Annotated in this window: 22 protein-coding genes; 4 read left to right on the forward strand and 18 right to left on the reverse strand. The window is 67.0% G+C overall.

Translation table 11 applies throughout. From position 1 onward, the window contains the following. The first annotated feature begins 37 nt into the window (after positions 1–37). Positions 38–1,456: a family 4 glycosyl hydrolase gene (locus IWX65_RS00950; RefSeq protein ID WP_196880605.1), complete on the forward strand. Its 1,419-nt coding sequence runs from the start codon at positions 38–40 to the stop codon at positions 1,454–1,456. Here IWX65_RS00950 and IWX65_RS00955 read toward each other — a convergent pair. The 14 genes from IWX65_RS00955 to glmS form a co-directional block, all read right to left on the reverse strand. After that, positions 1,433–1,882 (reverse strand): DUF7793 family protein, encoded by a 450-nt coding sequence (locus IWX65_RS00955; RefSeq protein ID WP_196880606.1) that lies wholly within the window; start codon positions 1,880–1,882, stop codon positions 1,433–1,435. The two genes, IWX65_RS00950 and IWX65_RS00955, sit on opposite strands and share 24 nt — an antisense overlap. Further along, on the reverse strand, positions 1,879–2,262 hold the full coding sequence (locus tag IWX65_RS00960; protein ID WP_196880607.1) for a DUF7793 family protein: 384 nt from the start codon (positions 2,260–2,262) through the stop codon (positions 1,879–1,881). Before IWX65_RS00960 ends, IWX65_RS00955 begins: the two co-directional genes overlap by 4 nt. A 463-nt stretch (positions 2,263–2,725) precedes the next feature. After that, entirely contained in the window at positions 2,726–3,187 is a 462-nt protein-coding gene (locus IWX65_RS00965; protein WP_196880608.1) for an Hsp20/alpha crystallin family protein, read from the reverse strand. 467 nt (positions 3,188–3,654) lie between these two features. Continuing rightward, positions 3,655–4,155: a GNAT family N-acetyltransferase gene (locus IWX65_RS00970; protein ID WP_196880609.1), complete on the reverse strand. Its 501-nt coding sequence runs from the start codon at positions 4,153–4,155 to the stop codon at positions 3,655–3,657. Beyond that, complete coding sequence (gene mgrA, locus IWX65_RS00975) at positions 4,155–5,201, reverse strand: L-glyceraldehyde 3-phosphate reductase (RefSeq protein WP_196880610.1); 1,047 nt, start codon at positions 5,199–5,201, stop codon at positions 4,155–4,157. The genes IWX65_RS00970 and mgrA overlap by 1 nt, the downstream gene beginning before the upstream one ends. A gap of 47 nt (positions 5,202–5,248) precedes the next feature. After that, positions 5,249–6,343 (reverse strand): alanine racemase, encoded by a 1,095-nt coding sequence (locus IWX65_RS00980; protein WP_196880611.1) that lies wholly within the window; start codon positions 6,341–6,343, stop codon positions 5,249–5,251. Beyond that, positions 6,333–7,052 (reverse strand): HpcH/HpaI aldolase family protein, encoded by a 720-nt coding sequence (locus IWX65_RS00985; protein ID WP_196880612.1) that lies wholly within the window; start codon positions 7,050–7,052, stop codon positions 6,333–6,335. The genes IWX65_RS00980 and IWX65_RS00985 overlap by 11 nt, the downstream gene beginning before the upstream one ends. 88 nt (positions 7,053–7,140) lie before the next feature. After that, positions 7,141–8,664 carry an FAD-dependent monooxygenase gene (locus IWX65_RS00990; RefSeq protein WP_196880613.1) on the reverse strand — a complete coding sequence of 508 codons (1,524 nt, stop codon included), beginning with the start codon at positions 8,662–8,664 and terminating at the stop codon, positions 7,141–7,143. 10 nt (positions 8,665–8,674) lie between these two features. After that, positions 8,675–10,429 (reverse strand): malto-oligosyltrehalose trehalohydrolase, encoded by a 1,755-nt coding sequence (treZ, locus tag IWX65_RS00995; protein WP_196880614.1) that lies wholly within the window; start codon positions 10,427–10,429, stop codon positions 8,675–8,677. Further along, entirely contained in the window at positions 10,426–12,744 is a 2,319-nt protein-coding gene (treY, locus tag IWX65_RS01000; RefSeq protein WP_196880615.1) for a malto-oligosyltrehalose synthase, read from the reverse strand. Before treY ends, treZ begins: the two co-directional genes overlap by 4 nt. 34 nt (positions 12,745–12,778) lie before the next feature. After that, positions 12,779–14,965, reverse strand: a complete 2,187-nt coding sequence (gene glgX, locus IWX65_RS01005) for a glycogen debranching protein GlgX (RefSeq protein WP_196880616.1) — start codon at positions 14,963–14,965, stop codon at positions 12,779–12,781. Between the two features lie 62 nt (positions 14,966–15,027). Further along, positions 15,028–16,581 (reverse strand): NAD(P)H-hydrate epimerase, encoded by a 1,554-nt coding sequence (locus IWX65_RS01010; RefSeq protein WP_196880617.1) that lies wholly within the window; start codon positions 16,579–16,581, stop codon positions 15,028–15,030. 10 nt (positions 16,582–16,591) lie between these two features. Beyond that, the gene (locus IWX65_RS01015) at positions 16,592–17,023 is read right to left on the reverse strand and encodes a holo-ACP synthase (RefSeq protein ID WP_196880618.1); all 432 of its coding nucleotides are present in this window, start codon (positions 17,021–17,023) and stop codon (positions 16,592–16,594) included. A gap of 45 nt (positions 17,024–17,068) precedes the next feature. Beyond that, on the reverse strand, positions 17,069–19,009 hold the full coding sequence (gene glmS, locus IWX65_RS01020) for a glutamine--fructose-6-phosphate transaminase (isomerizing) (protein WP_196880619.1): 1,941 nt from the start codon (positions 19,007–19,009) through the stop codon (positions 17,069–17,071). A 54-nt stretch (positions 19,010–19,063) separates the two neighbouring features. On the opposite strand from glmS, the gene coaA reads away from it, so the two are divergent. From coaA to IWX65_RS01035, 3 genes are all read left to right on the forward strand, one after another. Beyond that, entirely contained in the window at positions 19,064–20,050 is a 987-nt protein-coding gene (coaA, locus tag IWX65_RS01025) for a type I pantothenate kinase (RefSeq protein ID WP_196880620.1), read from the forward strand. A gap of 209 nt (positions 20,051–20,259) precedes the next feature. Further along, a complete protein-coding gene (locus IWX65_RS01030; protein ID WP_196880621.1) occupies positions 20,260–20,985 on the forward strand; it encodes a M15 family metallopeptidase in 726 nt (241 codons plus the stop codon). 40 nt (positions 20,986–21,025) lie between these two features. After that, positions 21,026–21,697, forward strand: coding sequence for a DNA alkylation repair protein (locus IWX65_RS01035; protein WP_196880622.1), 672 nt, complete (start codon positions 21,026–21,028; stop codon positions 21,695–21,697). Positions 21,698–21,774: 77 nt separating this feature from the next. Here IWX65_RS01035 and glmM read toward each other — a convergent pair whose 3' ends face one another. The 4 genes from glmM to IWX65_RS01055 all read right to left on the reverse strand — a co-directional run bounded on the left by glmM (position 21,775) and on the right by IWX65_RS01055 (position 26,695). Next, positions 21,775–23,133 (reverse strand): phosphoglucosamine mutase, encoded by a 1,359-nt coding sequence (gene glmM / locus IWX65_RS01040; RefSeq protein ID WP_196880623.1) that lies wholly within the window; start codon positions 23,131–23,133, stop codon positions 21,775–21,777. 105 nt (positions 23,134–23,238) lie between these two features. Next, positions 23,239–23,736: a 30S ribosomal protein S9 gene (rpsI, locus tag IWX65_RS01045; protein WP_196880624.1), complete on the reverse strand. Its 498-nt coding sequence runs from the start codon at positions 23,734–23,736 to the stop codon at positions 23,239–23,241. Positions 23,737–23,777: 41 nt separating this feature from the next. Continuing rightward, positions 23,778–24,221 (reverse strand): 50S ribosomal protein L13, encoded by a 444-nt coding sequence (gene rplM / locus IWX65_RS01050; RefSeq protein ID WP_026550700.1) that lies wholly within the window; start codon positions 24,219–24,221, stop codon positions 23,778–23,780. Positions 24,222–24,475: 254 nt separating this feature from the next. After that, positions 24,476–26,695, reverse strand: a complete 2,220-nt coding sequence (locus IWX65_RS01055) for a putative bifunctional diguanylate cyclase/phosphodiesterase (RefSeq protein WP_196880625.1) — start codon at positions 26,693–26,695, stop codon at positions 24,476–24,478. Positions 26,696–26,736: the final 41 nt, after the last annotated feature.

The following is a 26,736-nucleotide window of genomic DNA, read 5'->3' on the forward strand; positions in this document are numbered from 1 at the left end:
GCCGGCCTGCGACGTGCTGAAAGGGAGCTGAACGCCGATGAAACTGGTGATTGTAGGCGGCGGCGGGTTCCGTGTCCCTTTGGTCTACCGCGCGCTGTCCCAGGGTCGCTTTGCCGGCCTGATCGACTCACTGGTCCTCGTGGATGCCGATGCCGGCCGCGCGGAGGCCATCCGGCGGGTGCTCGACGACATGCCGCTTTCCGGGGATGCGGGGCCGGCGGCGAGGCCGCCTCCGGGTGCCGGTTCAGAGTCCGCCGGCGGCTCCGCGCCCGATGCCGGACACCGACCTGAGGTGGAGGTCCGATCGGACCTCCGTACTGCGCTGGTGGGGGCCGACGTCGTCTTCGCGGCCGTCCGCAGCGGCGGGCTGGAGGGCCGCATCCTTGACGAACGTGTCGCGCTCGGTGCGGGCCTGCTGGGTCAGGAAACCGTCGGCGCGGGTGGAATCTCCTACGCTCTCAGATCCATTCCCGACATGATGCACGTGGCGCGCCTGCTGCAGGAGCATGCGCCCGACGCGTGGCTCATCAACTTCACCAATCCCGCGGGAATGGTGACCGAGGCACTTCAGACTGTCCTCGGCGGACGGGTGATCGGCATCTGCGATTCGGCGTCGGGCCTCGTCACGCGTGCCTGCGCTGCCGCAGGCGTCCCGCTGGCCCCCGGGTCCCTCACCGGCGTCGACTATGTAGGCCTGAACCACCTCGGGTGGCTGCGGGGGTTGATGCACGACGGCGAGGACCGGCTTCCGGCCCTGCTGCGGGATCCTGCACGGTTACTGTCCTTCGAGGAGGGCAGGGTGTTCGGCCCTGACCTGCTTCGGCTTCTCGGTGCCCTGCCCAACGAGTACCTGTTCTACTACTACTTCCATCGTGAGGCACTGCGTGCGGTGTCATCCGCCGGGCAGACTCGCGGCGAGATCCTCGCGAGCCAGCAGCACGGGCTGTACCCGCAACTGCTCGAGGCGACGCAGCCGTTCGCGGTATGGGAGGAAGCGCGGTTGGCCCGGGAGTCCGGCTACCTCGTGGAGGCGCGCCGCCCTGACGAGCAACGGGAGCTGAGCGACCTCGCCGGAGGCGGTTACGAAAGGATGGCACTGCAGGTGATGCACGCGCTGCTGACGGACACTCCCGCCGAACTGATCCTGAACGTCCGCAACGGCACAACCTTCGGTGGGCTGCCGGAGGACGCCGTCGTCGAGGTCCCCGCACGGGTGTCCGGCAGCGGGGCTGTTCCGCTCCCCGTCGCGCCCCTGACCGTTTCCCAACTCGGTCTGATGGCCTCGGTCAAGGCGGCTGAGCAGCAAACCGTGCAGGCGGCTTTGCGTGCGGACCGGGACGCGGCACTGAAGGCCTTCACTCTCCACCCGCTCATCGATTCGGCGCACGCTGCAGTCCGCGTGCTGCAGGGGTATGAGAAGGTTTTTCCCGGCCTACGGAGCTCCTGGCGGGAGTGAGAGCTCGACCGGCTCGAATGTCGAGGGCTCGAGGACGCAGTCCCGGTCGAGATGACGGCGTCCGAGCAGCCACTCTTCGCCTGCCTCCTCGGAGTCGAAGTAGCAGGTGGGGTACGGCGGGCGATGCACTCCAATGAAGAATCCCGCCAGGAGCCGGTCCACGGCCGAGTGCCCGACGAGCGCCATCGCTGAGATATCCAGGTTACCGGCGAAGGCGCTGAGGGATCCTCGGCTGAGGGACACCATACCGTTGAGGTTGACAAGCATCGGCCCGCACACGAGCGGGGAGAGCTCAGCAAGCCGGGCGATCAGCTGCCGGGCGTCGTCGTCGGAGATGGTGATGCCCCTATCCCAGTCGACGCGGATGAGATCGTTGTCCTCCCGGGCCGCGACAAACCTGACCGTGCGATTTCGCGGATTGCTCATGGGTTCTTTCCCCCGGGGCTCATCTTCCCAAGCCAGCTGACCGCATCGGCCTCCGAGGTGAAGAATCCCGTTGGATGGCCGGCGTTCCCCGAAGGTGCAGCCAGGACCCGGTCCATGGGACCCCGTCCCACCATTGCCGCGGCGAGGACATCGCTGCACGCATTGAAGACGTCCCGGGCCTCGGTACTGATGGAGATGAGCATCGTCAGGTCGACCAGGAGAACGTACGGTTTTCCGCCGGCCAGGAAGGTACTCGTTTCCAGGACCGACCGGACGTCGTCGGCTTCCACCTGGGAGGAAGGCTCCCATTCGAGGCGGAGTCCGTTTCCTCCAGTGGTGCTGATCCACGCTTTACCCCTGGCGGCTGATACGCGGCCCATTCGAATCTCCCCCGGTAACTGAGCTTCGTAGCGATGCACTGTAGCGAAGCGTAGTCCGAAGTTCTCGACCGAACCTCGTGACACGGCGGAGGGCTTGCGGGTGCGTTTGAGAAGCCTTGTTACGGCGGGCAGCAGGCCGCCGAAGGGAGAATCCAAGCTTTTCCCAAGAACGGCCCGTGATGATTGCGTCAAGGCAGCAGTTCAAGGGAAGCCGGCGGCAGAACTGCCGGTGATTGGGCAGCTGCCCTCGAATGGGACCGGGGGCCGCAAGCCCTCTTGAGACCGGGGCTTCACCCCCAGCAACGCCCCCGGTCCCTTTCTCGACCTTGCTGCGAGTTGCTCCGAGTTGCCCCGGTTGCCCTAGGGATCTCCACGGGAAGTCGTCCCGAATCGTTTCCACGAGAAACGCCGGACCCAACCGTTGGTCGGGTCCGGCGCCCTGCGGTGCTCTCGAACAGGCGTCCTATGACTCCACTGACTGCTGCTTGTTGCGTGAATTCGTGCCCTCTTCGACGACGTCGGATTCGTGGTTGGTGGTCACTGCGATCTTGCGGGACTTCGCCTTCTCGACCACAGGGATGGTGACGCTCAGGACACCGTTCTCGTAGTGTGCGGAGATGTTCTCGGTGTCGATTCCCTGTCCCAGGTTGAGCTGGCGCAGGAACGAGCCGCTGTCACGCTCACGGGTCAGCCACTGGACACCGTCAGCACCCTGCAGTGTCCGCTCCGCACGAATGGTCAGCAATTGCCCGTCAACATCGATGTCGACCGATCCTGGATCCAATCCTGGAAGATCCGCGTTCAGTACGTAATGATCTCCCTGGCGGTACAGGTCCATCGGCATCCCGCGCAGGCCCGGCCCACTGTTCAGAAGCGCACCGGCAACACGGTCGATCTCGCGGAACGGGTCAAACCTCATAGCCATTGTTGTCAACTCCTTCAGGTATGCCGCTTCCCTCGGAAGCAACGATCGATTTATTGTTCGGATAGTTGAGCGCCCTCCGCTCAACTACGGAAATGGATTAGCACTCCTGTAGGGAGAGTGCCAGATCTGCCGGGAGAATTTTCCTTTCCGCATTCGACCTCGCCACCGGTGTCCTTCGAGCCGTCAACGGCCGGTGCCGACCGCTCAGGATGGCCGGAAGGACCGGACACAAGGCAGGTCCTTCCGGGGTCCTCCCGCGATAGCCCCTGCACGGGCTTACGATCGCCCCCGGCGCGAAGGACCTCCTCGCCCGTCTGGGGAGGCATCGGACCGGCACCGCGTGCCTGTACATCCCGTCGCTGGCAGAGGTCGACCCCGAAGTGCTTCGGGAGTTGATCCGGCTGGGTCACGCACAGATGACGACGGCGGACTTCACCTTCGGCTAGCACTCGCGCGGGAGCGCGTCCCTAGAGTGCCCGATACATGATGTGGAGGCCGGTCAGTCCCCGTACAGGATGCCGGAAGGCGTTCGGAACAGTGCCGATCACCTCGAATCCCAGGGACTGCCACAACGCCACCGCCCGCTCATTCGTCTGCACCACGGCGTTGAACTGCATGGATTCATAGCCCTGACCCCGGGCCTCCTCCATCACCCGCGCGGCGAGCAACCGCGCGAACCCTTTCCCGCCGGCGTCAGCCGCCACCAGGAAAGAGGCGTTGGCAACGTGGCTGCCGTTGCCCCCACGGTTGGCGTGCAATTGAGCAGTGCCCACCACGACGTCGTCGTCGACCACCACATAGACGCACAACGTTGCATCGAGGAGCACCTCGGGGAACCACTCCCGCCGCGCCGCATCCTCCTCCATGGCGGGATCCCAGCAGTAGGTGTCCCCGGCCCTGACCACCGGCTCCATAATGCGCCAGATGGCGGCCCAGTCACTGCGAACCGCCGTCCGGACGGCGCGCATCAGGCCTTCAGCGCTCCCGCCCACAGGTTGATGTCCGATTCGACGGCGAACTCATCGATCGCGTGCAGCTCCTCAGCGGTGAAGTCGAGGTTGTTGACGGCCGCGAGGCTGTTCTCGAGCTGCTTCACGCTGGACGCCCCGATGAGCGCCGAGGTGATCGGGGTCCCCTTGGCCTGCGGCCGCAGGATCCAGGCGATCGCCATCTGAGCCAGCGTCTGGCCACGCCCGCCTGCGATCTCGTTGAGGCCCCGCACGCGTAACAGGTTGTCCTCGGACAGGTGGCCTTCCGAGAGTGACTTGTCCGCGGCGGCCCGGGAATTCGCAGGAACGCCGTCGAGGTACCGGTCGGTGAGGAGGCCCTGGGCCAGCGGTGAGAACGCTATGGACCCGGCACCCACCTTCTCGAGCGCCTGGGGCAGGTTCGGCTCGCCATTCTCGACCCACCGGTTGAGCATCGAGTAGGACGGCTGGTGAATGAGCAGCGGAGTGCCCATCTCGCGGAGGATGGCTGCGGCTTCGATGGTCTTCCCGGGCGAGTAGGACGAGATGCCGGCGTAGAGTGCGCGCCCGGACCGGACGGCGGTGTCGAGTGCGCCCATGGTCTCCTCGAGGGGAGTTTCGGGGTCGGGCCGGTGGCTGTAGAAGATGTCCACATAGTCGAGGCCCATGCGGTTCAGCGACTGGTCGAGGCTGGCCAGGAGGTACTTGCGGGAGCCGAAGTTGCCGTAGGGGCCGGGCCACATGTCGTAGCCGGCCTTGCTCGAAATAACGAGCTCGTCGCGGAAGGGCCGGAAGTCGTCGGCGAAGTGGCGCCCGAAGTTCGTCTCGGCGCTGCCGTAAGGCGGTCCGTAGTTGTTCGCCAGGTCGAAGTGCGTGACGCCGAGGTCGAAGGCACGGCGCAGGATGGCGCGCTGGGTATCGAAGGATTTGTCGTCGCCGAAGTTGTGCCAGAGGCCGAGGGACACAGCGGGCAGCTGCAGCCCACTCTTGCCGACACGGCGGTACTTCATCTTTTCGTAACGGTCTTCTGCGGGGCGGTAGGTCATCCACCCATCCTATTCGGGACATTGCCGCGCCGACTCTCCGGAACCGTTCAGCTGTTCTGTCCCCGCGCGGCAATTTCCCACTCATCCTCGACCGATCCATCCCGCACCACGCTCACCCGATCGACGAGGTTCATCGTGAGGCACACATGGTTGGGGACAACCCGGAGCCGCTGCCCGTGCGCCGGCAGCGCGGTGCCGTCGGGCCATTCGATGGTGGCGTGATGCTCGGACAGGGCGACGATGCGCGCGGCGGGCTCGTCGAGAAGCCTCCCGTAGCCGGTAGCCCAGGCGGGACGGTCGCTCCCCAGGATCTTGCTTCCGGAGTCGACGACGACGCGGCGGCCCCTGCCGCTTGCCGGAGCAGATCGGCTCACGACCGTTGCGGCGACCGTCAGCGCAATGTCCTCCAGTGCGCAGCGCTGCAGCTCGTACTGCTGCGCGTCCCCGAGAACGTAGACACCCGGACGCAGCTCGGTGGCCGCGCCTCCTCCGCCGAGAAGGGCTGTGGGTGTGGAACCGCCGCTCAGCTCAGCGACGTCGAATCCTGCTGCTCGAAGGCGCGAGGACGCTTCCGTGAGCGCGGCATCCTCGTCCTGCAGGGCGCGCTGGGGCATTCCGGGTGCATAGCTGTGGCCGGGGAAGGTGAAGGCTCCGTCGACGACGAGTCCTGCATCCGCGGCCGCGCGGGCGACGTCCACGACGTCGGCGGGCACGGCACCGCTGCGGTGGTGCCCGCTGTCCACCTCCACCAGCACTTTGATGTTTCGGGCTCCCGCGCCGAGATTCCGGCCCATCTCCGCGGCGCTCTCCACCGAGTCGACGCCGACCCGGATGGCCGCCGCTTCGCTGAGGACCCGCAGTCGCCGTGCGCGACGTGCGTCGACCCACAGCGGGTAGGCGATGAAGAGATCCGCCGCCCCGCCCGCCGCGAAGGTCTCGGCCTCCCCCATCGTGGCCACGGTCAGTCCCACAGCGCCCGCTGCGAGCTGCCTGGCGCCGATTTCGAGGACCTTGTGCGTCTTCGCGTGGGGCCGCAGTCTCACTCCCCGCGTGCGCATCGCCGACGCCATCCGGGCGATGTTCGCATCGAGCACACCGACGTCGATCATCACCGACGGCGTGTCGATCTGGTCAGGAATCATCGGCCGACAGACCGGCGCGGGCGGCGGCGCTTCCCTGGTGGAGGACGCCGGTGTCGGTGGCCACCGCGATCCACGCGAAGCCCTGTTCCTGAAGCGCCCTCGTGCGGTCCGGCGAGCCTGCGTAGGCGCCCGCCGGTATCCCTGCTGTGCGGCAGGCCCGCACGATCGTGGGAAGCGGCGCGTGCTCCGAGCGGTCGGACAGAAGGTCATCGACGTCGAGCCCGAGCGCGAGGGACAGATCGAAGGGGCCCACGAACAGCATGTCGAGGCCGGGCGTCGCGGCGATCGCGTCGAGGTTCTCCACGGCGAGCGCAGTCTCCACCATCACTGCACAGAAGGGCACGGGTACCACCGTCCCACTGCCCGCGGGAGTGCCTGGCAGCGGACCCCAGCTGCGCCTGCCCCGGGGCGGATAGTGGGCAGCTGCGACAGCCGACTCGGCGTGCTCCGCGGTGTCGACCAGGGGCACGATGACGCCGTCGGCTCCGGCGTCGAGCGCTCGTCCGATGAGGGTGGGATCATTCGCTGCCACCCTCACCAGCACGGTGGCCTCCCGATCACGGCGCAGGGCGAAGGAATCCCGAAGGGCGCGGTCGTCGAAGTGGCCATGCTGCGCGTCGAGGCCCAGCCAGTCGAAGCCGGCGTGCTCGAGCTCTGCGGCCGTGCGGGGCTCCCCGAGGGTCACCCACACTCCGGGTTTCGTCGTCATGCAGCCATTCTCGCCGAAACGGCACAGGAAGTCGTGCACTCGTGGTGGGGAGCGGCCTGGACACCCGCCATGGATGGGCGTTCCGGCGTCAGGGCACGACGGGGAGCGCGCGGTGCAGCTCCGACACCGCGGTAGCGGCGGGAGCTCCCGCCGCTACGAAGCCGTCCGGCCGCACGAGGTAGAAGAAGCCCTCCTGCAGGCCCTTGTCGGGTACCGCAGGAAACCGGTGGACGGGAAGGCCGAGGGAGCGCCCGACGGCGTCGGCCACGGCGTCGTCCATCGCGCCGTACGCATGGACCTGCCACACCGCCTCCCGCAGCACGTCGAAATTGACGCCGGTCCATGGCAGCCGCCGCCCCACCACCCGCCCGCGGCGGCCGTTGGCCGCGGCCTTCGCACCGGGGCTCATCCAGTAGTGGATGCGGATCTGGCCCAGGTAGCCGGCAAGCCGACCGGCGAGAGGTAGTCGCGGCACCACCCTCACGACGACGGGCAACACCAGTCGCGGCACCAACCTGCGGGCGATCCGGGCGGGAACGGCGTTCGAGGTGAGAAACCCGAAAACCCGATCGGTGGAGCGGACCAGGCGCCGGGCGACGGGGCGGCGTTCGGCGTCGTACCGGTCGAGATAGTCGGGCGACACCGAATGCCGAAGGACATCGGCGAGCTTGAACGCCAGATTGTGGGCATCCTGCAGGCCGGTGTTCATGCCCTGGGCGCCGACGGGCGAGTGGAGGTGTCCGGCGTCCCCGGCGAGGAACACGGCGCCGTCGCGGAACCGGGCCGCAAGCCGGTGATGCACCCGGTAGGTCGAGAACCATCGCGACGTGCCGTAGGAGACGCCGAAAATGGATGAAAGCCGGTCCCGTGCAACCTCTTCCGAAACGTCGGCATCCCCGGCTGTGGGGACGACTCCGATCAGCCGGAAGGCGTTGTCGCTGCCGGACGGGGACTTCATCGGGAACGCGAGGAGGAAGTCGGAGGCGCCCTGACGGATGTTGACCGACGCGTCGGCGAGCCCGCCCACAGCGAGCGCGTCCAGCACGTAGAACGTGTGCTGGTTCGTCACTCCTTCAAAGGGAATCCCTCTGAGGCGGCGGACCTCCGAGGATCCACCGTCGCACGCCACGCAGTACCGCGCCTCGATGACGGAGGGGCCGTCCGTCCCCTCCACCGATGCCGAGACGGTACCCGAATCCTTCAGTCCTACCAACCGCGTACCCCACAGCACCTCACCACCTGAAGCGACGAGATTCGAGGCAAGGAGCTGCTCGTTGCGGCTCTGCTCCAGGAAGTACAGCCCGGGGAACGGCGTGAGGCCACGCCCCAGCTCGCCGAGCGGAACCGGCGCATAGGAACGTTTCCCGTAACCCTGCCGTACCAGGCCTGCGTGCTGTGCCTCCTCGAGCACGCGGTCGGCGATGCCGAGCTGGTCGAAGATCTCGAGGGTGCGGGACTGCACCCCGATGGCCCGCGATTCCCGCGTGGGCCCGGCCTTCGCATCGATGAGGACGGCGTCGACGCCGAGCTTTCGAAGCCAATTCGCCAGCATCAGCCCGGTGGGTCCCGCACCGACCACCAGGACGTCGGTGGTGCGGTGCGGGGTGTCCACGGGGGTGCTCCTACAGGGCCAGGATCAGTGACGCATGCGGCGGCAGCTGGACGGTGTCCTCCAGCAGGCCGACGCCGTCGACGGTCGAGAGCAGCACCTCTGCATCGACCGCCCGCAGCGGCACGGTGCGGAGCTGGTCGCTGAGGTTGAGGACGACGGCGGTCCGTCCCCGGTGAAGGACGAGCCACCGTTCGTCGTCGCTGTACTCCACGGAGATGCCGGCGAAGTCCGGTTCCCGCAGTTCCGGGCGGTCCCGGCGCAGCCGGATCAGCGTCCGGTATGTTTCCAGCAGCCGGCCCTGCTCCTGGTTGCCGAGCTCGGACCAGTCGAGTTTCGCCGACTCGAACGTCGAAGGTTCCTGCGGATTCGGCACGTCCTCGGGCTTCCACCCCATGCGTTCGAACTCCCGCAGCCTGCCCTCGGCGGTGGCCTTGCCCAGTTCGGGCTCGGGGTGTGAAGTGAAGAACGGCCACGGCGTCCGGGCTCCGTACTCCTCACCCATGAAGAGCATGGGGGTGAACGGCCCTGCGAGGTTCAGCACCGCGGCCTGGGCCAGCTGCGCGGTGTTCAGCGTGGCGCTGATGCGGTCGCCGGCGGCGCGGTTGCCGATCTGGTCGTGGTTCTGCGTGCACACCACCAGTTGCAGCGGCGTCACCCGCTCGACATCGATCTCGCGGCCATGGTGGCGCTCGCGGAATGACGAGTAGGTGCCGTTGTGGAAGAACCCCTTCTCGAGGACCTTGGCCAGTGCGCCCACCGAATCGAAGTCGGCGTAGTACCCCTCGGTTTCCCCCGTGAGGTTGACGTGCACGGCGTGGTGGAAGTCGTCGCTCCACTGCCCGGCCAGTCCGTAGCCATTGACACCGCGCGCCTGGATCAGCCGCGGGTTGTTGAGGTCGGATTCGGCGATCAGGAACAGCGGCTTTCCGAGTTCGGCTGCCAGGGCATCCGTTTCGGCGGCGAACTCCTCGAGGATGTGCACGGCACGCTCGTCGTGGAGGGCATGGACGGCATCGAGCCGCAGGCCGTCCACATGGTAGTCACGCAGCCACATCAGCACATTCTCGATCACGTAGCGCCGCACCTCGTCGGAGAGCGGTCCGTCGAGGTTCAGCGAGTCACCCCAGGTGTTCGACTTGCCCTCGGTGAGGTACGGCCCGAACTGGCCGAGGTAGTTGCCGCTCGGCCCCAGGTGGTTGTAGACCACGTCCTGGATGACGCCGAGGCCTTTCTGGTGCGCGGCGTCGACGAAGCGCTGGTAGGCGGCAGGGCCCCCGTAGTTCTCCTGCACCGCGTACCACAGCACGCCGTCGTAACCCCAGTTGTGCGTTCCGTTGAACGCGTTCACGGGGAGGAGCTCCACGTACTGGATCCCCAGCTCCACCAGGTAGTCAAGGCGTCCGATGGCGGCGTCGAGAGTGCCCTCGGGAGTGAAGGTGCCGAGGTGCATCTCGTAGATCACGCCCCCGTTCGGGCCGGGCGAGACCCAGCCCTGATCCTGCCATTTGTGCGCGGCCGGATCGAAGGTGCGTGAAAGACCGTGGACTCCTCCCGGCTGCCGGCGGGACCGCGGGTCCGGTACCGGCGAGTCCGATCCGTTGACCAGGTAGCCGTAGTCGACGTCGTCGGTGGCAGTGGTGGCGGAGACGCCGTCGGGGGCGGTCCACCAGCCGCCGTCGCCCTGGGTCATCTTCTGGGCGGTTCCGTCGACGAGGAGGGAAAGGGTCTCGGCGCGTGGCGCCCAGACATCGAACCTGCTGCTCATGATGCGTCCTCCTGGACGAGTAGTGCTGCGGGGAAAGTCGGGAAGAGGTCGGCTGCCCGCACGATGCCGCCGGTCACCGCTGTGCCCGTGATCGCGCAGGTGTAGGAACCGTCAGGAAGGTGCACCGTGGTGTCGCCCCAGCCGCCACGGTTCTCGAGGCCGTAGGGCAGGCGGGTCACCAGCACGACGACGCCGCCCCGGTTGAACGCGAAGATGTGGTTCGCGGCGGAACCGGCGGCCTGCACGGCCTGGTAGCCGGAGAAGAGTTCCGGCCGGTCGCGGCGCAGCTTGAGTGCCCGCGACACGACGAGCAGTTTCGCTGCGGCGTCCTCTCCCACGGCGGGAACAGCCCCGAAGTTGAGATCGGTCAGGGCCTGCCGGCGCGCGGCGTAGTCCACCTCGCGGCGGTTGTCCGGATCCACGAGGGAGAAGTCCCAGAACTCGGTTCCCTGGTACACGTCGGGGACCCCCGGCATGGTGAGCTGGAGCAGTTTGGCCGCAATCGAATTGGACCAGCCGTGCCCTTCGAGCCGCCGGGCCATTCCGCTGACGAGGTCGTTCACTCGGGCGTCGTCGAACGCGGCATCGACGGCGCTGTGCATGGCCGCCTCGAACTCCTTGTCGGGCGCGGTCCAGTGGGTGCTCAGGTCGGCTTCGCGCGAGGCCTTCTCCACGTACGCATGAGCACGTTCGCGGCTCAGCGGCCACGCACCGAGAAGCGACTGCCACATCAGCGGCGCGAAGGAGGGGTCCGAGATCGGCGCGAGGGTTTCGAGTTCGGTGAGGAGCCGCGCCCACACGTCGGGCATCTCGGACAGCACTGCGATCCGCGCGCGGGTGTCCTCGCTGCGCTTGGTGTCGTGGGTGCTCAGCGTGGTCATCGACAGCGGGTTGTTGGTCTCCCGCTCCAGGAGGCGGCGGTGCATCTCCAGCGGATCGATCGCGAAGATCGCGGGATCCGCTCCAACCTCGTTGAGCGAGACCAGCCGGTTGAACCGGTAGAACGCGGTGTCCTCGACGCCCTTGGCCATCACCATGCCGGAGGTCTGCTGGAAGCGCCGCGCGAGGGCGTTCAGCTCGGCGTCGGGCTCCCCCTCGAGGAACGGGTTGAGCAGCGGGTGGACGACCTCGAGAGTAGCGCCGAGGTCCGGACGGCGCACCTGGGCGTCGCGAACGGCGTCGGCGAGGTATCCGGCACCCTCGGGCAGGTAGCTTCGGTAGACGGGGAAACAGGTCAGGAGTTCGGCGAGTGCATCGGCCGCCTCAGCCGGGTCGAGGCCCGCGCTCTCGGGCACCAGCCGGGTCAGGCGGAGCACTTCCGAGCGGAGGATGCCATCCGCGATGCCCCGCTTGGTGCCGTGGATCATCTCGTGGAACGGCTCCACGGGAACGAGAGCCGTGAGTTCGTGCTCGCCCGCGGGGTCGGTGAGGAGTCGGTCGACGTCGGCGAGCGCGTCATAACCCGTCGTCCCCTCGCACTCCCAGTTGCCCGGCAGTTCCTCGCCGGGCTCCAAAATCTTCTCCACCAGGACGTAGGCGCCGCCGGTCAGCTCGCGGAGATCCTCGAGGTAACCCACCGGGTCGGCGAGGCCGTCGGGGTGGTCGATGCGCAGGCCGTCGACGACTTCGTCGTCGAACCAGCTCCGCACCTCGCTGTGGCTCTCCTCGAACACCCACGGCACCTCGACGCGCAGGCCCGCCAGGGTGTTGACCCCGAAGAATCGCCGGTAGTTCAGCTCGCTGTCGGCGCGGCGCCAGTTCACGAGCTCGTAGTGCTGCTTCGCGTGCACGTCGGCAGCGGTGTCCCCCGGCTGGAAGGTGCCCTCCGCGATGGGGTAGCGGTTGTCGTAGTAGCGGAGTTCGCCGTCCACCACCTCGAGTGCTTCTTCCTCGGAGTCCCCGTCCCCCAGCACCGGAATGCGGATCCGCCCATCGGCTGCGTCCCAGTCGACGTCGAAGGCTTCGGCCATCCGGGAACCGCGGCCCTCCTTCAGGAGCTGCCACCACCAGGCGTTGCGGGCGGGCGTCTCGATGCCCATGTGGTTGGGCACGATGTCCACCAGGACCCCCAGTCCCGCCCCGCGGGCGGCGGTGCTCAGCTCGAGAAGGGCTTCGCGGCCGCCGCGCGCGGGGTCGACGGTGGAGGGGTCGGTCACGTCGTAGCCGTGGCCGGACCCCTCCTCCGCGGTCAGGATGGGCGACAGGTACACCCAGTCCACCCCGAGGTCATGCAGGTACGGCACCAGGGCCGCGGCTTCCCGCAGGTCGAATTCACTTCGAATCTGCAGCCGGTAGGTCGATTTCGGTGTCTTCACGCATGTCCTCCTGGGAACTGGGATGCAGGGGTGGTTAGGCGGTGCCGGTCTTGGCCGTGACCTCGTTGGCGAGGATCGCCAGCGACGCCGCTACCGAGTGGTCGAGATCCTCGGCTTCGGAGTGGGCGCGCAGCACCACCATCGATTTACCTTCGATGGAGATCGTCTTCCCGGCGGGGATCGCGGCGGTATCGGCGAATTTACCGGCGGTGTCGATGACCTCGTCCCAGGACGGGCCGTACTCGTCCGAGGGGATGGTGAAATCGACTGCTTCATCATGTGCGTTGAAGTACAGGAGGAAGTTTGCGTCGGTGATGCGCTGGCCGCGGGCGTCGCGCCCGCGGATCCCCTGGCCGTTGAGAAACACTCCGATCGAGCGGCCGAAACCGCTGTCCCAGTCCTCGGGCGCCATGAGCTCGCCCTTGGTGTCGAGCCATACGATATCGGGCAGGGCCTCTCCCTCGCCGCGGCGCACCGGGCGTCCGTCGAAGAAGCGACGACGCCGGAACGTCGGGTGCTCCGAGCGGAGCCGGTTCACCGCAGCAGTGAATTCGAGCAGCGGCTGGTCCACCTTGTCCCAGTGCACCCAGCTGAGCTCGGAGTCCTGGCAGTAGGTGTTGTTGTTTCCTTCCTGGGTGCGGCCCAGCTCGTCGCCGTGCAGCAGCATCGGCACACCCTGCGAGAGCAGGAGCGTGGCGATGTAGTTGCGCTGCTGGCGGACGCGCACGGCGTTGACCTCGGGATCGTCAGTGGGACCCTCCACTCCGCAGTTCCAGGAGCGGTTGTGGGATTCGCCGTCGTTGTTGCCCTCGCCGTTGGCCTCGTTGTGCTTCTCGTTGTAGGACACGAGGTCCCGGATGGTGAAGCCGTCATGGGCGGTGACGAAGTTGATGGACGCCACCGGCCGCCGCGCGGAGTGCTCGTAGAGGTCGGCGGAGCCGGTCAGGCGAGCGGCGAATTCACCGATGCTGGAGGGCTCTCCGCGCCAGAAGTCCCGCACGGTGTCGCGGTACTTGCCGTTCCACTCGGTCCACTGCGGCGGGAAGTTGCCCACCTGGTAGCCGCCGGGTCCCACGTCCCAGGGCTCGGCGATGAGCTTCACCTGCGAAACCACGGGATCCTGCTGCACGAGTTCGAAGAAGGCCGAAAGCCGGTCCACCTCGTAGAACTCCCGCGCCAGCGCGGAGGCGAGGTCGAAACGGAAACCGTCGACATGCATCTCGGTGACCCAGTAGCGCAATGAGTCCATGAGGAGCTGCAGGGCGTGCGGGTTGCCGACATTGAGCGAGTTGCCCGTGCCGGTGGTGTCCATGTAGTACTGCTTGTCGTCCTCCATCAGCCGGTAGTAGGCCGAGTTGTCGATGCCGCGCATCGACAGCGTGGGGCCCATGTGGTTGCCCTCGGCGGTGTGGTTGTAGACGACGTCGAGGATCACTTCGATGCCTGCCAGGTGCAGTTCGCGCACCATGGCCTTGAACTCCTGGACCTGCTCGCCCTGGTCTCCGGTGGAGCCGAACTTGTTGTGCGGAGCGAAGAAGCCGATGGTGTTGTAGCCCCAGTAGTTCGAGAGGCCCTTCTCCTGCAGCGTGCTGTCATTGACGAACTGGTGCACCGGCATGAGTTCGATCGCGGTGACGCCGAGCTTCTGGAGGTGCGCGATCACGGCCGGGTGGGCGATACCGGCGTACGTTCCCCGCTGCTCCTCGGGAATCTCCGGGTGCAGCTGGGTGAGGCCCTTGACGTGCGCCTCGTAGATCACGGACTGGTGGTACGGCGTGCGCGGCATGCGGTCACCGTCCCAGTTGAAGAAGGGATTGACCACGACGCCGAGCATCATGTGCGCTGCGGAGTCCTCGTTGTTGACCGAGTGCTCGTCGCCGAAGTTGTAGCTGAACAGCGCCTGGTCCCAGTCGAGATCACCGGAGATGGCCTTGGCGTAGGGATCGAGGAGCAGCTTGTTCGGATTGCAGCGGTTGCCCTCCGAGGGGTTGTTCGGACCGTGGACGCGGTAGCCGTATTTCTGTCCGGGGTTTACATGCGGCAGGTAGCCGTGCCAGATGTAGGCGTCCACTTCCTTGAGCGGAATGCAGGTTTCCACTCCTTGGTCGTCGAACAGGCACAGGACTACCGACTCCGCGATCTCACTGTAGAGCGCGAAGTTCGTTCCCGTGCCGTCATAGGTCGCGCCCAGGGGGTACGCATCGCCGGGCCATAATTCCATGTGTGCTCCTTGTGGGGTGTTTCAGCTGTTTCGAGGGAAAGTTTAGCGGGGTCCGGCTTGCCTCATGCGAGGATGTCGGCGAGGACCGAACCGATGTGGGGTGGCAGGCCGGCCACGACGACGGGCCCGGACTCCGCAGCCCGCATCCCCGCCAGCCCGTGGATGAGTGCAGCCGCCGCGGCGACCGCCGCCCAGGTGGCGCCGGCGGGAAGGCCGAGGCGCGCGGCGACGCCGTCGTCCTCCGCCAGGGTGGCGACGAGTGCCCCGAGGATCCCGGACAGGGTGTCCCCGGAGCCCGCGGTGGCCAGCCAGGGTGGAGCCTCGGCCTGGCTGAAGACTTCCCCGGTGGGCGCGGCGGTGATGGTGGTGAAGCCCTTCAGGAGCACCGTTGCGCCGGTCAGCTGAGCCGCCTCGGAGGCGAACCGAGCGGGCGCGGCTTCGATGTCGGCGCGGGCGACGTCGATGCCACGCGTGGCCAGAAGCGTCCGCAGTTCGCCTGCATGGGGGGTGAGGATCACTGAGGACTCCACGCGCTCGGGAACCTCGGAGAGGGCGCCGGCGTCGACCACCACGGGAAGTCCGCTCGCGATGGCTCCGCGGGCGCGGCGGGCCTGGTCGTCGTCCTCCACGGCACCGGGCCCCACGAGCCATGCCTGCGAGCGCGAATCCTCAACATCCCCGGTGGAGCAGACCACTTCCGGGTGGACGGCGTTGATGATCGTGGCCACCGCGGGCGGTCCGAGGTAGCGCACCATGCCCAGCCCGGTGGCCAGTGCGGCGCCCGTGGCCAGGACGGCAGCCCCCGGGTACTGGGCTGAACCCGCGGCGACGCCGAGCACGCCGCGCGTGTACTTGTGGTCACCCACCTGCGGACGGCGGTACAGGGCTGCGACGTCGTGCGCCTCGAGCCGGCGCATCGCCGGTTCCACGGCGGTGTCGGCGCCCGGGGTGGTCATCCCCAGACCGATGTCGACGACGTTCAACTCGCCCGCCGCCAGCGCTCCGCCCGAAACGAGCAGTCCGGTCTTCGCCGCGCCGAAGGTCACCGTCGCATCGGCGAAAAGGACCGGCTCCGAAAGCTCTCCTGAGTCGACATCCACTCCGCTGGGCAGGTCGCACGCGACCACCAGCAGCGAGCGGACGCTCCGCTCACCCGCTCCGGTGTTGATCGCGGAGATCAGTTCGGCAGCGATTCCGCGCAGCCCTCCCCTGGCACCGGTGCCGAGGATCCCGTCGATGATCAGCGTGGACCGAATCGCCCGCGCTGCGAGATCGGGGAGGTTGTCCTGGTCGAGGTGCAGAACCCGGCCGCCCCGGCGGCTGAACACCTCGGAGGCTTCGGAGTGGACCTCGTCGGCGACGGCGATGGCGGTGACCGAAACGCCCCGCCGCAGGAGCCGCTCGCCCGCGTACAGGGCGTCCGCGCCGTTGTTTCCGGAACCGACGAGCACGACGGCGCTGCTGCGGTTTGCGCTGTGGCCGGCCGACCGGAGCATCTCGAATGCCACCAGAAACAGCCCGTGGGCAGCCTTCTGCATCAGGGTGTTCCCGTGTCCGGCATCGAGGAAAGGCACCTCGGCCGCGCGGACCTGGGCGCCGGTAAAGGCGTTGAGCATATGTACGAGCTTAGCGGCACCCGGCCTGATAGTCAGCCGGGTTACTATTTTTGGATGTGCTCTCCGCCACAGGGGCGAGCTTCGCACCAGGGGTGCCCTCGGCGACCACCATGGCCGTCGCCAGGCCGCCATCGTGGCTGAGCGACAGGTGCCACTCCAAGATGCCGCGCCGGTCAGCAGCCTCCGCCACGGTCCCGCACACCTCGACGGAGGGCACGCCCGCAGCGTCCACAGCGATGCAGCAGTCCTGCCAGTTCATGCCCGCCGGCGCACCCAGGGCCTTGGCTACGGCCTCTTTCGCCGCGAAACGGGCGGCGAGGGACCGCGTGGTCAGGTGCCGTTCGGCGGGCACGAAGAGCCGCGTCACCAGGCCGGGCGTCCGCTCGAGCTGGCGCCGGAAGCGCTCGATGTCGACGACGTCCATCCCGATACCGATGATCACGAGGACATCCTCCGACCGGATCGACGGCTGGAGCGCCGCGGCGCTCTACTCAACCGTGACCGATTTGGCAAGGTTTCGCGGCTGGTCGACGTCGTAGCCCTTGGCGCTGGCCAGTGCGAGCGCGAAGATCTGAAGCGGGACCGTGGTGAGCAGCGGCGCGAGGAGTGTCGGCGTCGCCGGAACGTAGAACACGTGCTCCGAGTACGCCTCCACGGAGGTGTCGCCCTCCTCCGCGATCACGATGGTGACGGCGCCACGGGCCCGGATCTCCTGGACGTTCGAGACGACCTTCGCGTGCAGCGAGTCCCGGGCCGACGACGACGGCATGACCACCACCACGGGCTGGCCTTCCTCGATCAGCGCGATCGGGCCGTGCTTGAGCTCACCCGCGGCGAAGCCTTCGGCATGGATGTAGGCGAGCTCCTTGAGCTTGAGCGCACCCTCCATGGCTACGGGGAACCCCACGTGGCGGCCGAGGAACAGCACCGACTTGGCGTCCGCCATCTCCGTGCCGAGCTGCTTGATCTTGTCCGCGTTGTCGAGGACGGTCTGGATCTTCGCGGGAATCTCCGCGAGGTCCGCCATCACGGCGTTGATCTCGTCGCGGTACTTGTTGCCGCGCAGTTGGGCGAGGTAGAGACCGAGCAGGTACGCGGCAGTGATCTGGGCGAGGAACGCCTTCGTCGAGGCGACGGCGATCTCGGGGCCGGCGTGGGTGTACAGGACGGCGTCCGACTCACGCGGGATGGTGGAGCCGTTGGTGTTGCAGATCGCCACCACCTTCGCACCCTGCTCGCGGGCGTAGCGCACCGCCATGAGGGTGTCCATGGTTTCACCCGACTGCGAGATGGCGACCACGAGGGTCTTCTCGTTGACAATGGGGTCGCGGTACCGGAACTCGTGCGAGAGCTCCACTTCGGTGGGGATGCGGCACCAGTGCTCGATGGCGTACTTGGCCACCTGGCCGGCGTAGGCCGAGGTTCCGCAGGCGAGCACCACGATCTTGTCCACCGAGCGGAGGATCGATTCGTCGATGCGCAGCTCGTCGAGGACGAGGTTGCCCTTGACGTCGGAGCGTCCCAGCAGGGTCTGGCCTACGGCGTCGGGCTGGTCGTTGATCTCCTTCTCCATGAAGGAGTTGTACCCGCCCTTTTCAGCAGCAGCGGCATCCCAGTTCACGTAGAACTCGGTGCCCTCGGCGGGGGTTCCGAAGAAGTCGGTGATGACGACGTCTTCCGGCGTGATGGTGACGATCTGGTCCTGGCCGAGCTCCACCGCGCGGCGCGTGAAGTCGATGAAGCCGGAGACGTCGGAGCCGAGGAAGTTTTCGCCGTCGCCGAGGCCGACGACGAGGGGCGAGTTGCGGCGTCCTGCGGTGACCGTTCCCGGCTGGTCCTCGTGGATCGCGAGCAGCGTGAAGGCGCCCTCGAGGCGCTGGCAGGCCTTTTGCATGGCGAGGGTCAGTACGTCGCCCTCGGATCCGCTGTCCCTGAGGCCGCGGTAGATGGAACCAAGGAGCCCGGCGGCCACTTCGGTGTCGGTGTCGGAGATGAACTCAAGGCCCTCGGCCAGCAGTTCCGCCTTGAGCTCCGCATAGTTTTCGATGATGCCGTTGTGGATGACCGCCAACCGGCCCTGGTCGGCAAGGTGCGGGTGCGCGTTCTGGTCGGTCGGGCCGCCGTGGGTGGCCCAGCGGGTGTGGCCGATGCCCGTCATGGACCGCGGTAATGGCTCGGCGGCGAGTTCCTGCACCAGGTTGGTCAGTTTGCCCGCCTTCTTGCGGGATTCGACGCCCGACGGCGTGAGCACTGCCACGCCCGCGGAGTCATACCCGCGGTATTCGAGCCGTCGGAGGCCCTCCATGACGACGTCCAGGGCGCCGTGCCTGACCTCCCCATTTGCCGACTCGACCGCCGGCGGCACAGCTTCCAGCGTTGAAAGGACCTGTCCGCGTTCACGGCCTACATAACCTACGATTCCACACATGAGGTCAAGCCTACCGGCAGTAGTGGTTTGTTAATGTCAAGGCCAGCAGGCAGAATGCTCAGAGTGACCGATCGAAGCCCGGGTAATCAACAGGCCAGCGGTCCCGAAACTTTCACACCTTTCGTGGAACTCGACCGGCAGATGTGGTCACGGCTCTCCAATGAAATCACGTCCCCCCTCAACTCGGAGGACATCCAGCGGCTCCGCGGCCTCGGCGAAGCGCTCAACCTCGACGAGGTACGTGAGGTGTACCTCCCCCTCTCAAGGCTCCTCAACCTCTACATCGCCGCCGCCGGTGAACTGCATTCCGCCACCAACACCTTTCTCGGTGAAACGACCCGGCGCACCCCTTTCGTGATCGGCGTGGCGGGTTCGGTTGCCGTGGGGAAGTCGACGACGGCGCGTGTGCTGCGGGACCTGCTGCGCCGGTGGCCGGAATCGCCGAGTGTCGAGCTCGTCACCACCGACGGATTCCTCTACCCGAACGCCGAGCTGGAGCGCCGCGGGCTCATGGAGCGCAAGGGGTTTCCCGAGTCCTACGACCGGCGGCGTCTCCTCCGCTTCGTGAGCGAGGTGAAGAGCGGCGCAGAGGAGGTGCGTGCGCCCTGGTATTCGCACTTGACCTATGACATCGTGCCGGGCCGGGAAGTGGTGGTGCGGCGGCCCGACGTCCTGATCGTGGAGGGCCTCAACGTCCTCGCGCCGGCGCGGGCACGGCCGGACGGCGTCACCGGTCTTGCCCTCAGCGATTTCTTCGATTTCTCCATCTACGTGGATGCGAAGACGTCCTACATCGAACAGTGGTACATCCAGCGGTTCCAGTCGCTGCGATCCGGTGCGTTCGCCGACCCCCATTCCTATTTCCACCGCTATGCCCGGCTCTCGGACGACGAGGCACGGGAAACGGCGCAGGGAATCTGGCGGCGCATCAACGAGCCGAACCTGATGATGAACGTGCTCCCGACGCGGGGGCGGGCGCAGCTGGTCCTGACCAAGGAGTCCGACCATTCCATCCGGAGGATGCTGCTACGGAAAACCTGACGGTTCCGCGCCCCCGGTCCTCCGCCCTTCCGCTCAGCGTCCTGCTGCTGGGGGCCCTGCTCCTGAGCGGGTGCAGTCCGTCGGAGGATCCAGCCGTTCCTGCGGGAACGACGGCGGCTTCCGCGAGCACGTCGCCTTCCGTCGCACCCTCCCCCGCTCCTTCCACCACACCTTCTCCTGACGGCCGGCCGTCAGCGGACGGGCAGACGATGCCCGACGCTCCGGCACCTGAAGAGCCGGCGCCTTTCGAGAGCCCGGTGCCCGCGGCACCGACCCCCGGACCGCCGTCCCGCGGAGGGGAAGTCCCTGCGCCGGGTCCTGCCGCCGGAGCACCCGGTGCGCACTCGGATCCGTCCGCGATCGACGTCGTCGTGAACAAGCGGCGGCCGCTGGATCCCCCGGACTTCGCGCCGGCCCAGCTCGTGACACCTGCTGTCGCGCTGGGTCCCTCGGGAGGTAGCGCGCTGCTTCGGCCGGACACGGCCGCCGCCGTCGAGCGGATGTTCTCGGCTGCCCAGGACGACGGCGTGAATCTGACGGTGGTCAGCGCGTACCGCTCGTATGCGGACCAGGAATCGACCTACGCCTACTGGGTCAGCCAGTACGGCGACGCCGCGCTGGCGGACACGGTCTCGGCACGGGCCGGGTACTCAGAGCACCAGACGGGTCTGGCCGTCGACGTGGGGCAGGACGACGGCGCGTGCACCCTGGTCACCTGCTTCAGCAACACCGCGGCGGGCCGGTGGACCGGGGCCAACGCGGCGGCGTTCGGGTTCATCGTGCGCTACCCCCAGGGCAAAGACGCGACGACCGGCTTTACCTGGGAGCCGTGGCACCTCCGCTACGTGGGAACCGGGATCGCCGGCGCCATGGGCGCCGCGGGAACGGCCACCCTCGAGGAGTACTTCGGGCTTCCGGCGGCGCCCGGGTATTAGCCTAGGCTGGATCCGACACACGGACTGGACAGGAGCTGGGATGGCCGAGACGACGGTGGCAGAGGTGATGACCGAGCTGGCCGCGCTCGAGGACCCCAGAGCACGCGAGGTGAACGAGAGACACGGGGACGATCACGGTGTGAACCTCGCCAAACTGCGCGCGCTTGCAAAGCGGTTGAAGATCCAGCAGGAACTCGCGCGCGAGCTCTGGGGAACGAAGGACACTGCGGCGAGACTGCTGGCGATCCTGATCTGCCGGCCGAAGGCGTTCGAGCGGAACGAGTTGGATGGTATGTTGCGCGAGGCGCGTATCCCCAAGGTGCACGACTGGCTCGTGAACTACGTGGTGAAGAAGAACCCGCACGCCGATGAGTTGCGTTCGGCCTGGTTCGGCGACCCGGATCCTGTGGTCGCGAGTGCCGGCTGGGCGCTGACCAGCGAGCGCGTGGTGAAGGAGCCCGAGGGCCTCGACCTTTCGGGACTGCTCGACATCATCGAGGCGGACATGAGAAACGCTCCGGACCGCCTGCAGTGGGCGATGAACACCTGCCTGGCTCAGATCGGGATCGAGCACGCCGCGCACCGCGCCCGCGCAATCGACCTCGGTGAGCGCCTGGAAGTTCTCAAGGACTACCCGACTCCCCCGAACTGCACGTCTCCGTTCGCGCCCATCTGGATCACCGAGATGGTGCGTCGCCGGAACGTCTCCTAGCTGGGATTCGAGCTCACCCCCGCGCCTCTGCTCCACGGGAAGGACGGCGTAACGCTGACGAGGCCCGAGCCCAGGGTTCAGGCCGCTGGCTCCAGCGCGAGGCGTCCCTGCACCGTTGCCGCGAGCTCATCGGCGATGCGCTGGGCGGTCTCCATATCGGCTGCCTCCACCATCACACGCACCACAGGCTCGGTGCCGGAGGGCCGCAGCAGGACACGGCCGGTCTCTCCCAGTACCTCCTGGGCTTTCCGCACGGCGTCCTGCACGCCCTCGTCCGAGTTCACTGCGGTGCGGTCTACTCCCCGGACATTGATGAGCACCTGCGGAAGCTTCGTCATGACGCCGGCAAGGTCCTTCAGGCTCCGCCCGGTCTTCGCGACCTGCGCGGCCAGCTGAAGTCCGGTCAGTACGCCGTCGCCCGTGGTGGCGTATTCGGCGAAGATCACGTGGCCCGACTGTTCGCCGCCAAGGCTGAATCCGCCGTCGCGCATTCCCTCGAGAACGTAGCGGTCGCCCACTGCGGTTTCCCGAATGAGAACGCCGGCGTCGCGCAGGGCGATCTTCAGGCCGAGGTTGCTCATCACCGTAGCTACGAGGGTATTGTCCACGAGCTTGCCGGCGTCCTTCATCGCCACAGCCATTACGGCCATGATCTGGTCACCGTCCACCACCGTTCCCTCGTGGTCCACGGCGAGGCAGCGGTCGGCGTCGCCGTCGTGCGCTATGCCGAGGTGGGCGCCGTGTTCGAGCACCGCGGCCTGCAGCTTCTCGAGGTGCGTGGAGCCGTAGCCGTCGTTGATGTTGTTGCCGTCGGGGTCCGCGCCGATGACGACGATCTCCGCACCCGCGTTGGCGAACACCTGGGGCGAGCATCCGCTGGCAGCGCCGTGTGCGCAGTCGAGCACCACCTTGATTCCGTCGAGGCGGTGCGGCAGTGTCTGGAGCAGGTGGACGATGTAGCGGTCTTCCGCGTCGGCGAACCGCTGGATGCGTCCCACGTCGGCGCCGACGGGTCGCGGGCAGGGCTCGTCGAGTTCGGCCTCGATGGCCTCCTCGAGGGCGTCGTCGAGCTTCTTGCCGCCGCGTGCCAGGAACTTGATGCCGTTGTCGGGCGCCGGGTTGTGCGACGCGGAAATCATCACGCCGAAGTCGGCATCGAGATCGGCTACGAGGAAGGCGGCGGCGGGCGTGGGCAGCACACCGGCGTCGTAGACGTCGACGCCGCAACTCGCCAGCCCCGCCTCGACGGCGGCGGCGATGAACTCACCGCTGATGCGGGGGTCCCTCGCGATCACGGCTGTGGGCCGGCGGTCGCCCTCGACCGCCCGGTGGCCGAGCACCACTGCTGCGGCCTGGGCCAGCTGAAGGGAAAGTTCGGCGGTGATCAAGCCATTCGCCAGCCCGCGGACACCATCGGTTCCAAATAACTTACTCATGGTTCTTCATCCTAAGTCGATCTCACTGCCATAGCGCGCACCACGCCATGTTCGTTAAAGCACGATGCCCGTCCAGCAAGCCGGACGGGCATCGCACAAGCGGATTTAGCGCTTGGAGTACTGAGGCGCCTTGCGGGCCTTCTTGAGACCAGCCTTCTTGCGCTCGATCACGCGGGCGTCCCGGGTGAGGAAGCCGGCCTTCTTCAGCGCGGGGCGGTTGTTCTCACGGTCAATCTCGTTGAGCGTGCGGGCAACACCGAGGCGAAGTGCACCGGCCTGGCCGGAGGGTCCACCGCCGTGGATGCGGGCGATGACGTCGTAGGCGCCGTCGAGCTCGAGGAGCTTGAAGGGGTCATTGACTTCCTGCTGGTGAAGCTTGTTCGGGAAGTAGTCGCTGAGCTCGCGCCCATTGACGATCCACTTGCCGGTGCCGGGCACGAGGCGTACGCGGGCCACGGCTTCCTTGCGGCGTCCAACGGCTCCGCCGCCGACAGTCAGCGCAGGGCGCTCCTTGACGGGGGTTTCGCTGCCTTCGGTGGATTCTGAGGTGTAGCTCGTAAGCTCCTCAGCAGATTCATTCAGCTCTTCAGGGTTCTGAGCCACGGTTCTCCTTGAATTAATTTCTTAGTGTGTGGTGGCCAGGACTACTGGGCGACCTGGGTGATTTCGTACGACGTCGGCTGCTGTGCACCGTGGGGGTGCTCGGCGCCGCGGTAGACCTTGAGCTTGCCGATCTGCTGGGCAGCCAGCGAGTTCTTGGGGAGCATGCCCTTGATGGCCTTCTCCACTGCGCGCTCGGGGTTCTTCTCGAGGAGCTCGGCATAGGTGGTGGACTTCAGGCCGCCCGGGAAACCCGAGTGGCGGTAGGCACGCTTCTGCTCGAGCTTGGCGCCGGTGAGGGCTACCTTGTCAGCGTTGATGATGATGACGAAATCGCCCATGTCCATATGGGGTGCAAAGGTCGGCTTGTGCTTTCCGCGCAGCAGGATTGCGGTCTGGCTGGCAAGACGGCCTAGGACAACGTCGGTTGCGTCAATGACGTGCCACTGGCGGGTGATGTCGCCTGGCTTCGGGGTGTACGTACGCACGGTTATGGCCTTCGTTTCTTATTCGGTGTCGCCCGCATCACGGAGAATTCCGCGGACACGGGCTCAGCTTATTCATGCGTTACCGGAACTCCAGGTGAGGGCTGAAATAAGACCAGTTATCCCGTACATCTCGGCTGCTCCTCCGGGCCAGGTGGTTCTGCAACTGAACCGCTCCGGAGGCGCAGACGTACCGAGAAGGGATACGCACAACGACTTTCAAGGTTAGCGCGAAGCGGTGCCTCAGGTCAAAACGCTCAATAGGCGCGCCGGGATGCGCCGGCACCCTCCAGCACTCCGCCGGGAAACTGCGGCCTGTTCGACAGCCAAGGGGCTACCTTCCCGGCCGGCATCGGCTCGGCCCAGAGGTAGCCCTGCGCTGAACGAACCTCCAGCCTCTCCAGTTCGCGGAGCTGGTTCAGGGTTTCAACGCCTTCCGCCACCACGTCCATTCCGAGTGCGATGGCCATCATGGTGATCGCGGCGACGATCGGCTGGGCATGCACGTCCCTGCCGTCCAGACCTTCCACGAAGGAGCTGTCGATCTTGAGCGTCGTCACGGGGAATCGCCGCAGGTAGCTCAGTGAGGAGTAGCCGGTCCCGAAGTCGTCGACCGAGAGCCCCACGCCGAGGCTGCGGAGCCGCGTCAGTGTCGCCATCGAGCTTTCCACATCGTTCATGAGCGCCGATTCGGTGATTTCGAGCTCGACGGCTGAGGGATCGATCCCTGCGCGGGCAATCGCGCCTGCCACGGTGTCGAACAGCCCCGGGTCCTGCAGCTGGCGGGCGGACAGGTTGACGGCGATCCGGAGAGCAGACGCCCCGGGCACCTGCGACCGCCAATGCTGCGCCTGTGTGAGTGCGTTCACCAGTACCCAGCCGCCGATGGGGACGATCAGTCCCGTCTCCTCGGCCACCGGAATGAAATCGCACGGCGACACGAGCCCGTGCTTGGGATGCTTCCACCGCAGAAGAGCCTCGAAGGCCACCGGAGCCTGGCTTCCGACGTCGAGAATCGGCTGGTAGTACACCTCGAGCTCGCCCCGCTCGATGGCGCGCGGCAGCTGGGACCCGATGTCGAGGCGGGCCTCGGCACGGCGAAGCATCGATTCGTCGAAGACGACGCCGTCAACCTTGCCGGCGTCCTTGGCGAAGTACATGGCGGCGTCCGCCTGGTGGAGGAGGGATTCTGCGGTATCGCCGCACGATGAAAGGGCGATGCCGATGCTGACGCTGACGAACAGCTCCTGGCCCAGGAGGTCGAACGGAACCTGCACCTCAGCGGCGATGCGTCCCGCCAGGTCATGGGCCTCGTCGGAGCCGAGTCCACTGCAGACGATCACAAATTCGTCGCCGGCGAACCGCGCCAGCGTGTCAAGGGGACGCACGGCGCTTCGAAGGCGCGCGGCGAGCTGGACGAGCAGACTGTCCCCCGCAGCATGCCCCAGCCCGTCATTGACCACCTTGAAACGGTTGACGTCGAGGAAGAGCACTCCCACCTGGGTGCCGGCGCCGGCAGCTTCCTTGAGGGCGAGTTCGATGCAGTTCGTCAGGAGCGTCCGGTTGGCAAGCCCGGTCAGCGGATCCTGGAAGGCCAGGCGTTCGAGCGCTTCCTCGGCCTGCTTCCGCTCGGTGATGTCAACGGCTGTTTCGAGAAGCCGGACCAGCACGCCGTCGTTGTGTTCGGCGGCAGCGCGGGTATGAACCCAGCGGACCTCCCCGCTGGGGCGAAGGATCCGGTGGATCAGCTTGAGGGGCGGACCACCGGACTCGAGTTCCTGCCAGACCTGCTGCACCCGCTCACGATCCTCCGGGTGCAGCACCGAGTGCCACAGCTCCTCGGTGGGACTTGGAGTGACGGGCAGGCCGTGAATTCGGAAGTACTCGTCGGACCACCACCGGTGCCCGGTGATCAGGTTCACCTCGACGGAGCCCACGTGCGCGATTTCCTGGGCGAAGGTCAGCCGGTCCCGCTCATGCTCGGCTGAGGCGCGCCGTTGCTGGGTTTCAGTGATGTTCCGGGCAATACCGGAGGACCCGATGACCCTGCCATGGGCGTCGAAGACCGGCGACAGGGTCAGGCACACCTCGATGAGCGAACCGTCCCGGTGCCGGGCGACAGTCTGCTGTCCCGTGACTCCCTTGCCCTCGGCAAGTCCGGCCCGCAGCGCTTTCGCCTCACCACCGGCGTTCAACGGAGTCAGCATTTCGATGCTGCGGCCGATCGCCTCCTCGGCGCTGTAGCCGTAGAGCTCCTCCGCGCCCGCGTTCCAGCTGGTGATGATGCCGTTCAGGTCGGCGCCGTTGATGGCATCCTTCGAGGACTCGACCAGCGCCGCAAGCCGACGCAGGTGCTCGAGTTCGGAATGCTCCGGGATTTCGCTGCGGGATACGACGACGGCGTCGGCCTTTCGTCGCTTTGCCGAGGATGTCGGTGCGGTCCGCGCAGCATTAGCCGCGGCGGAGGGAGAGGTCATTCCGTCAGTGTAGGTCGAATGCATTCCGTTTCAAGGCTGGA

Source organism: Arthrobacter sp. CAN_A214, from assembly GCF_015751955.1.
Taxonomy (GTDB): domain Bacteria; phylum Actinomycetota; class Actinomycetes; order Actinomycetales; family Micrococcaceae; genus Arthrobacter_D.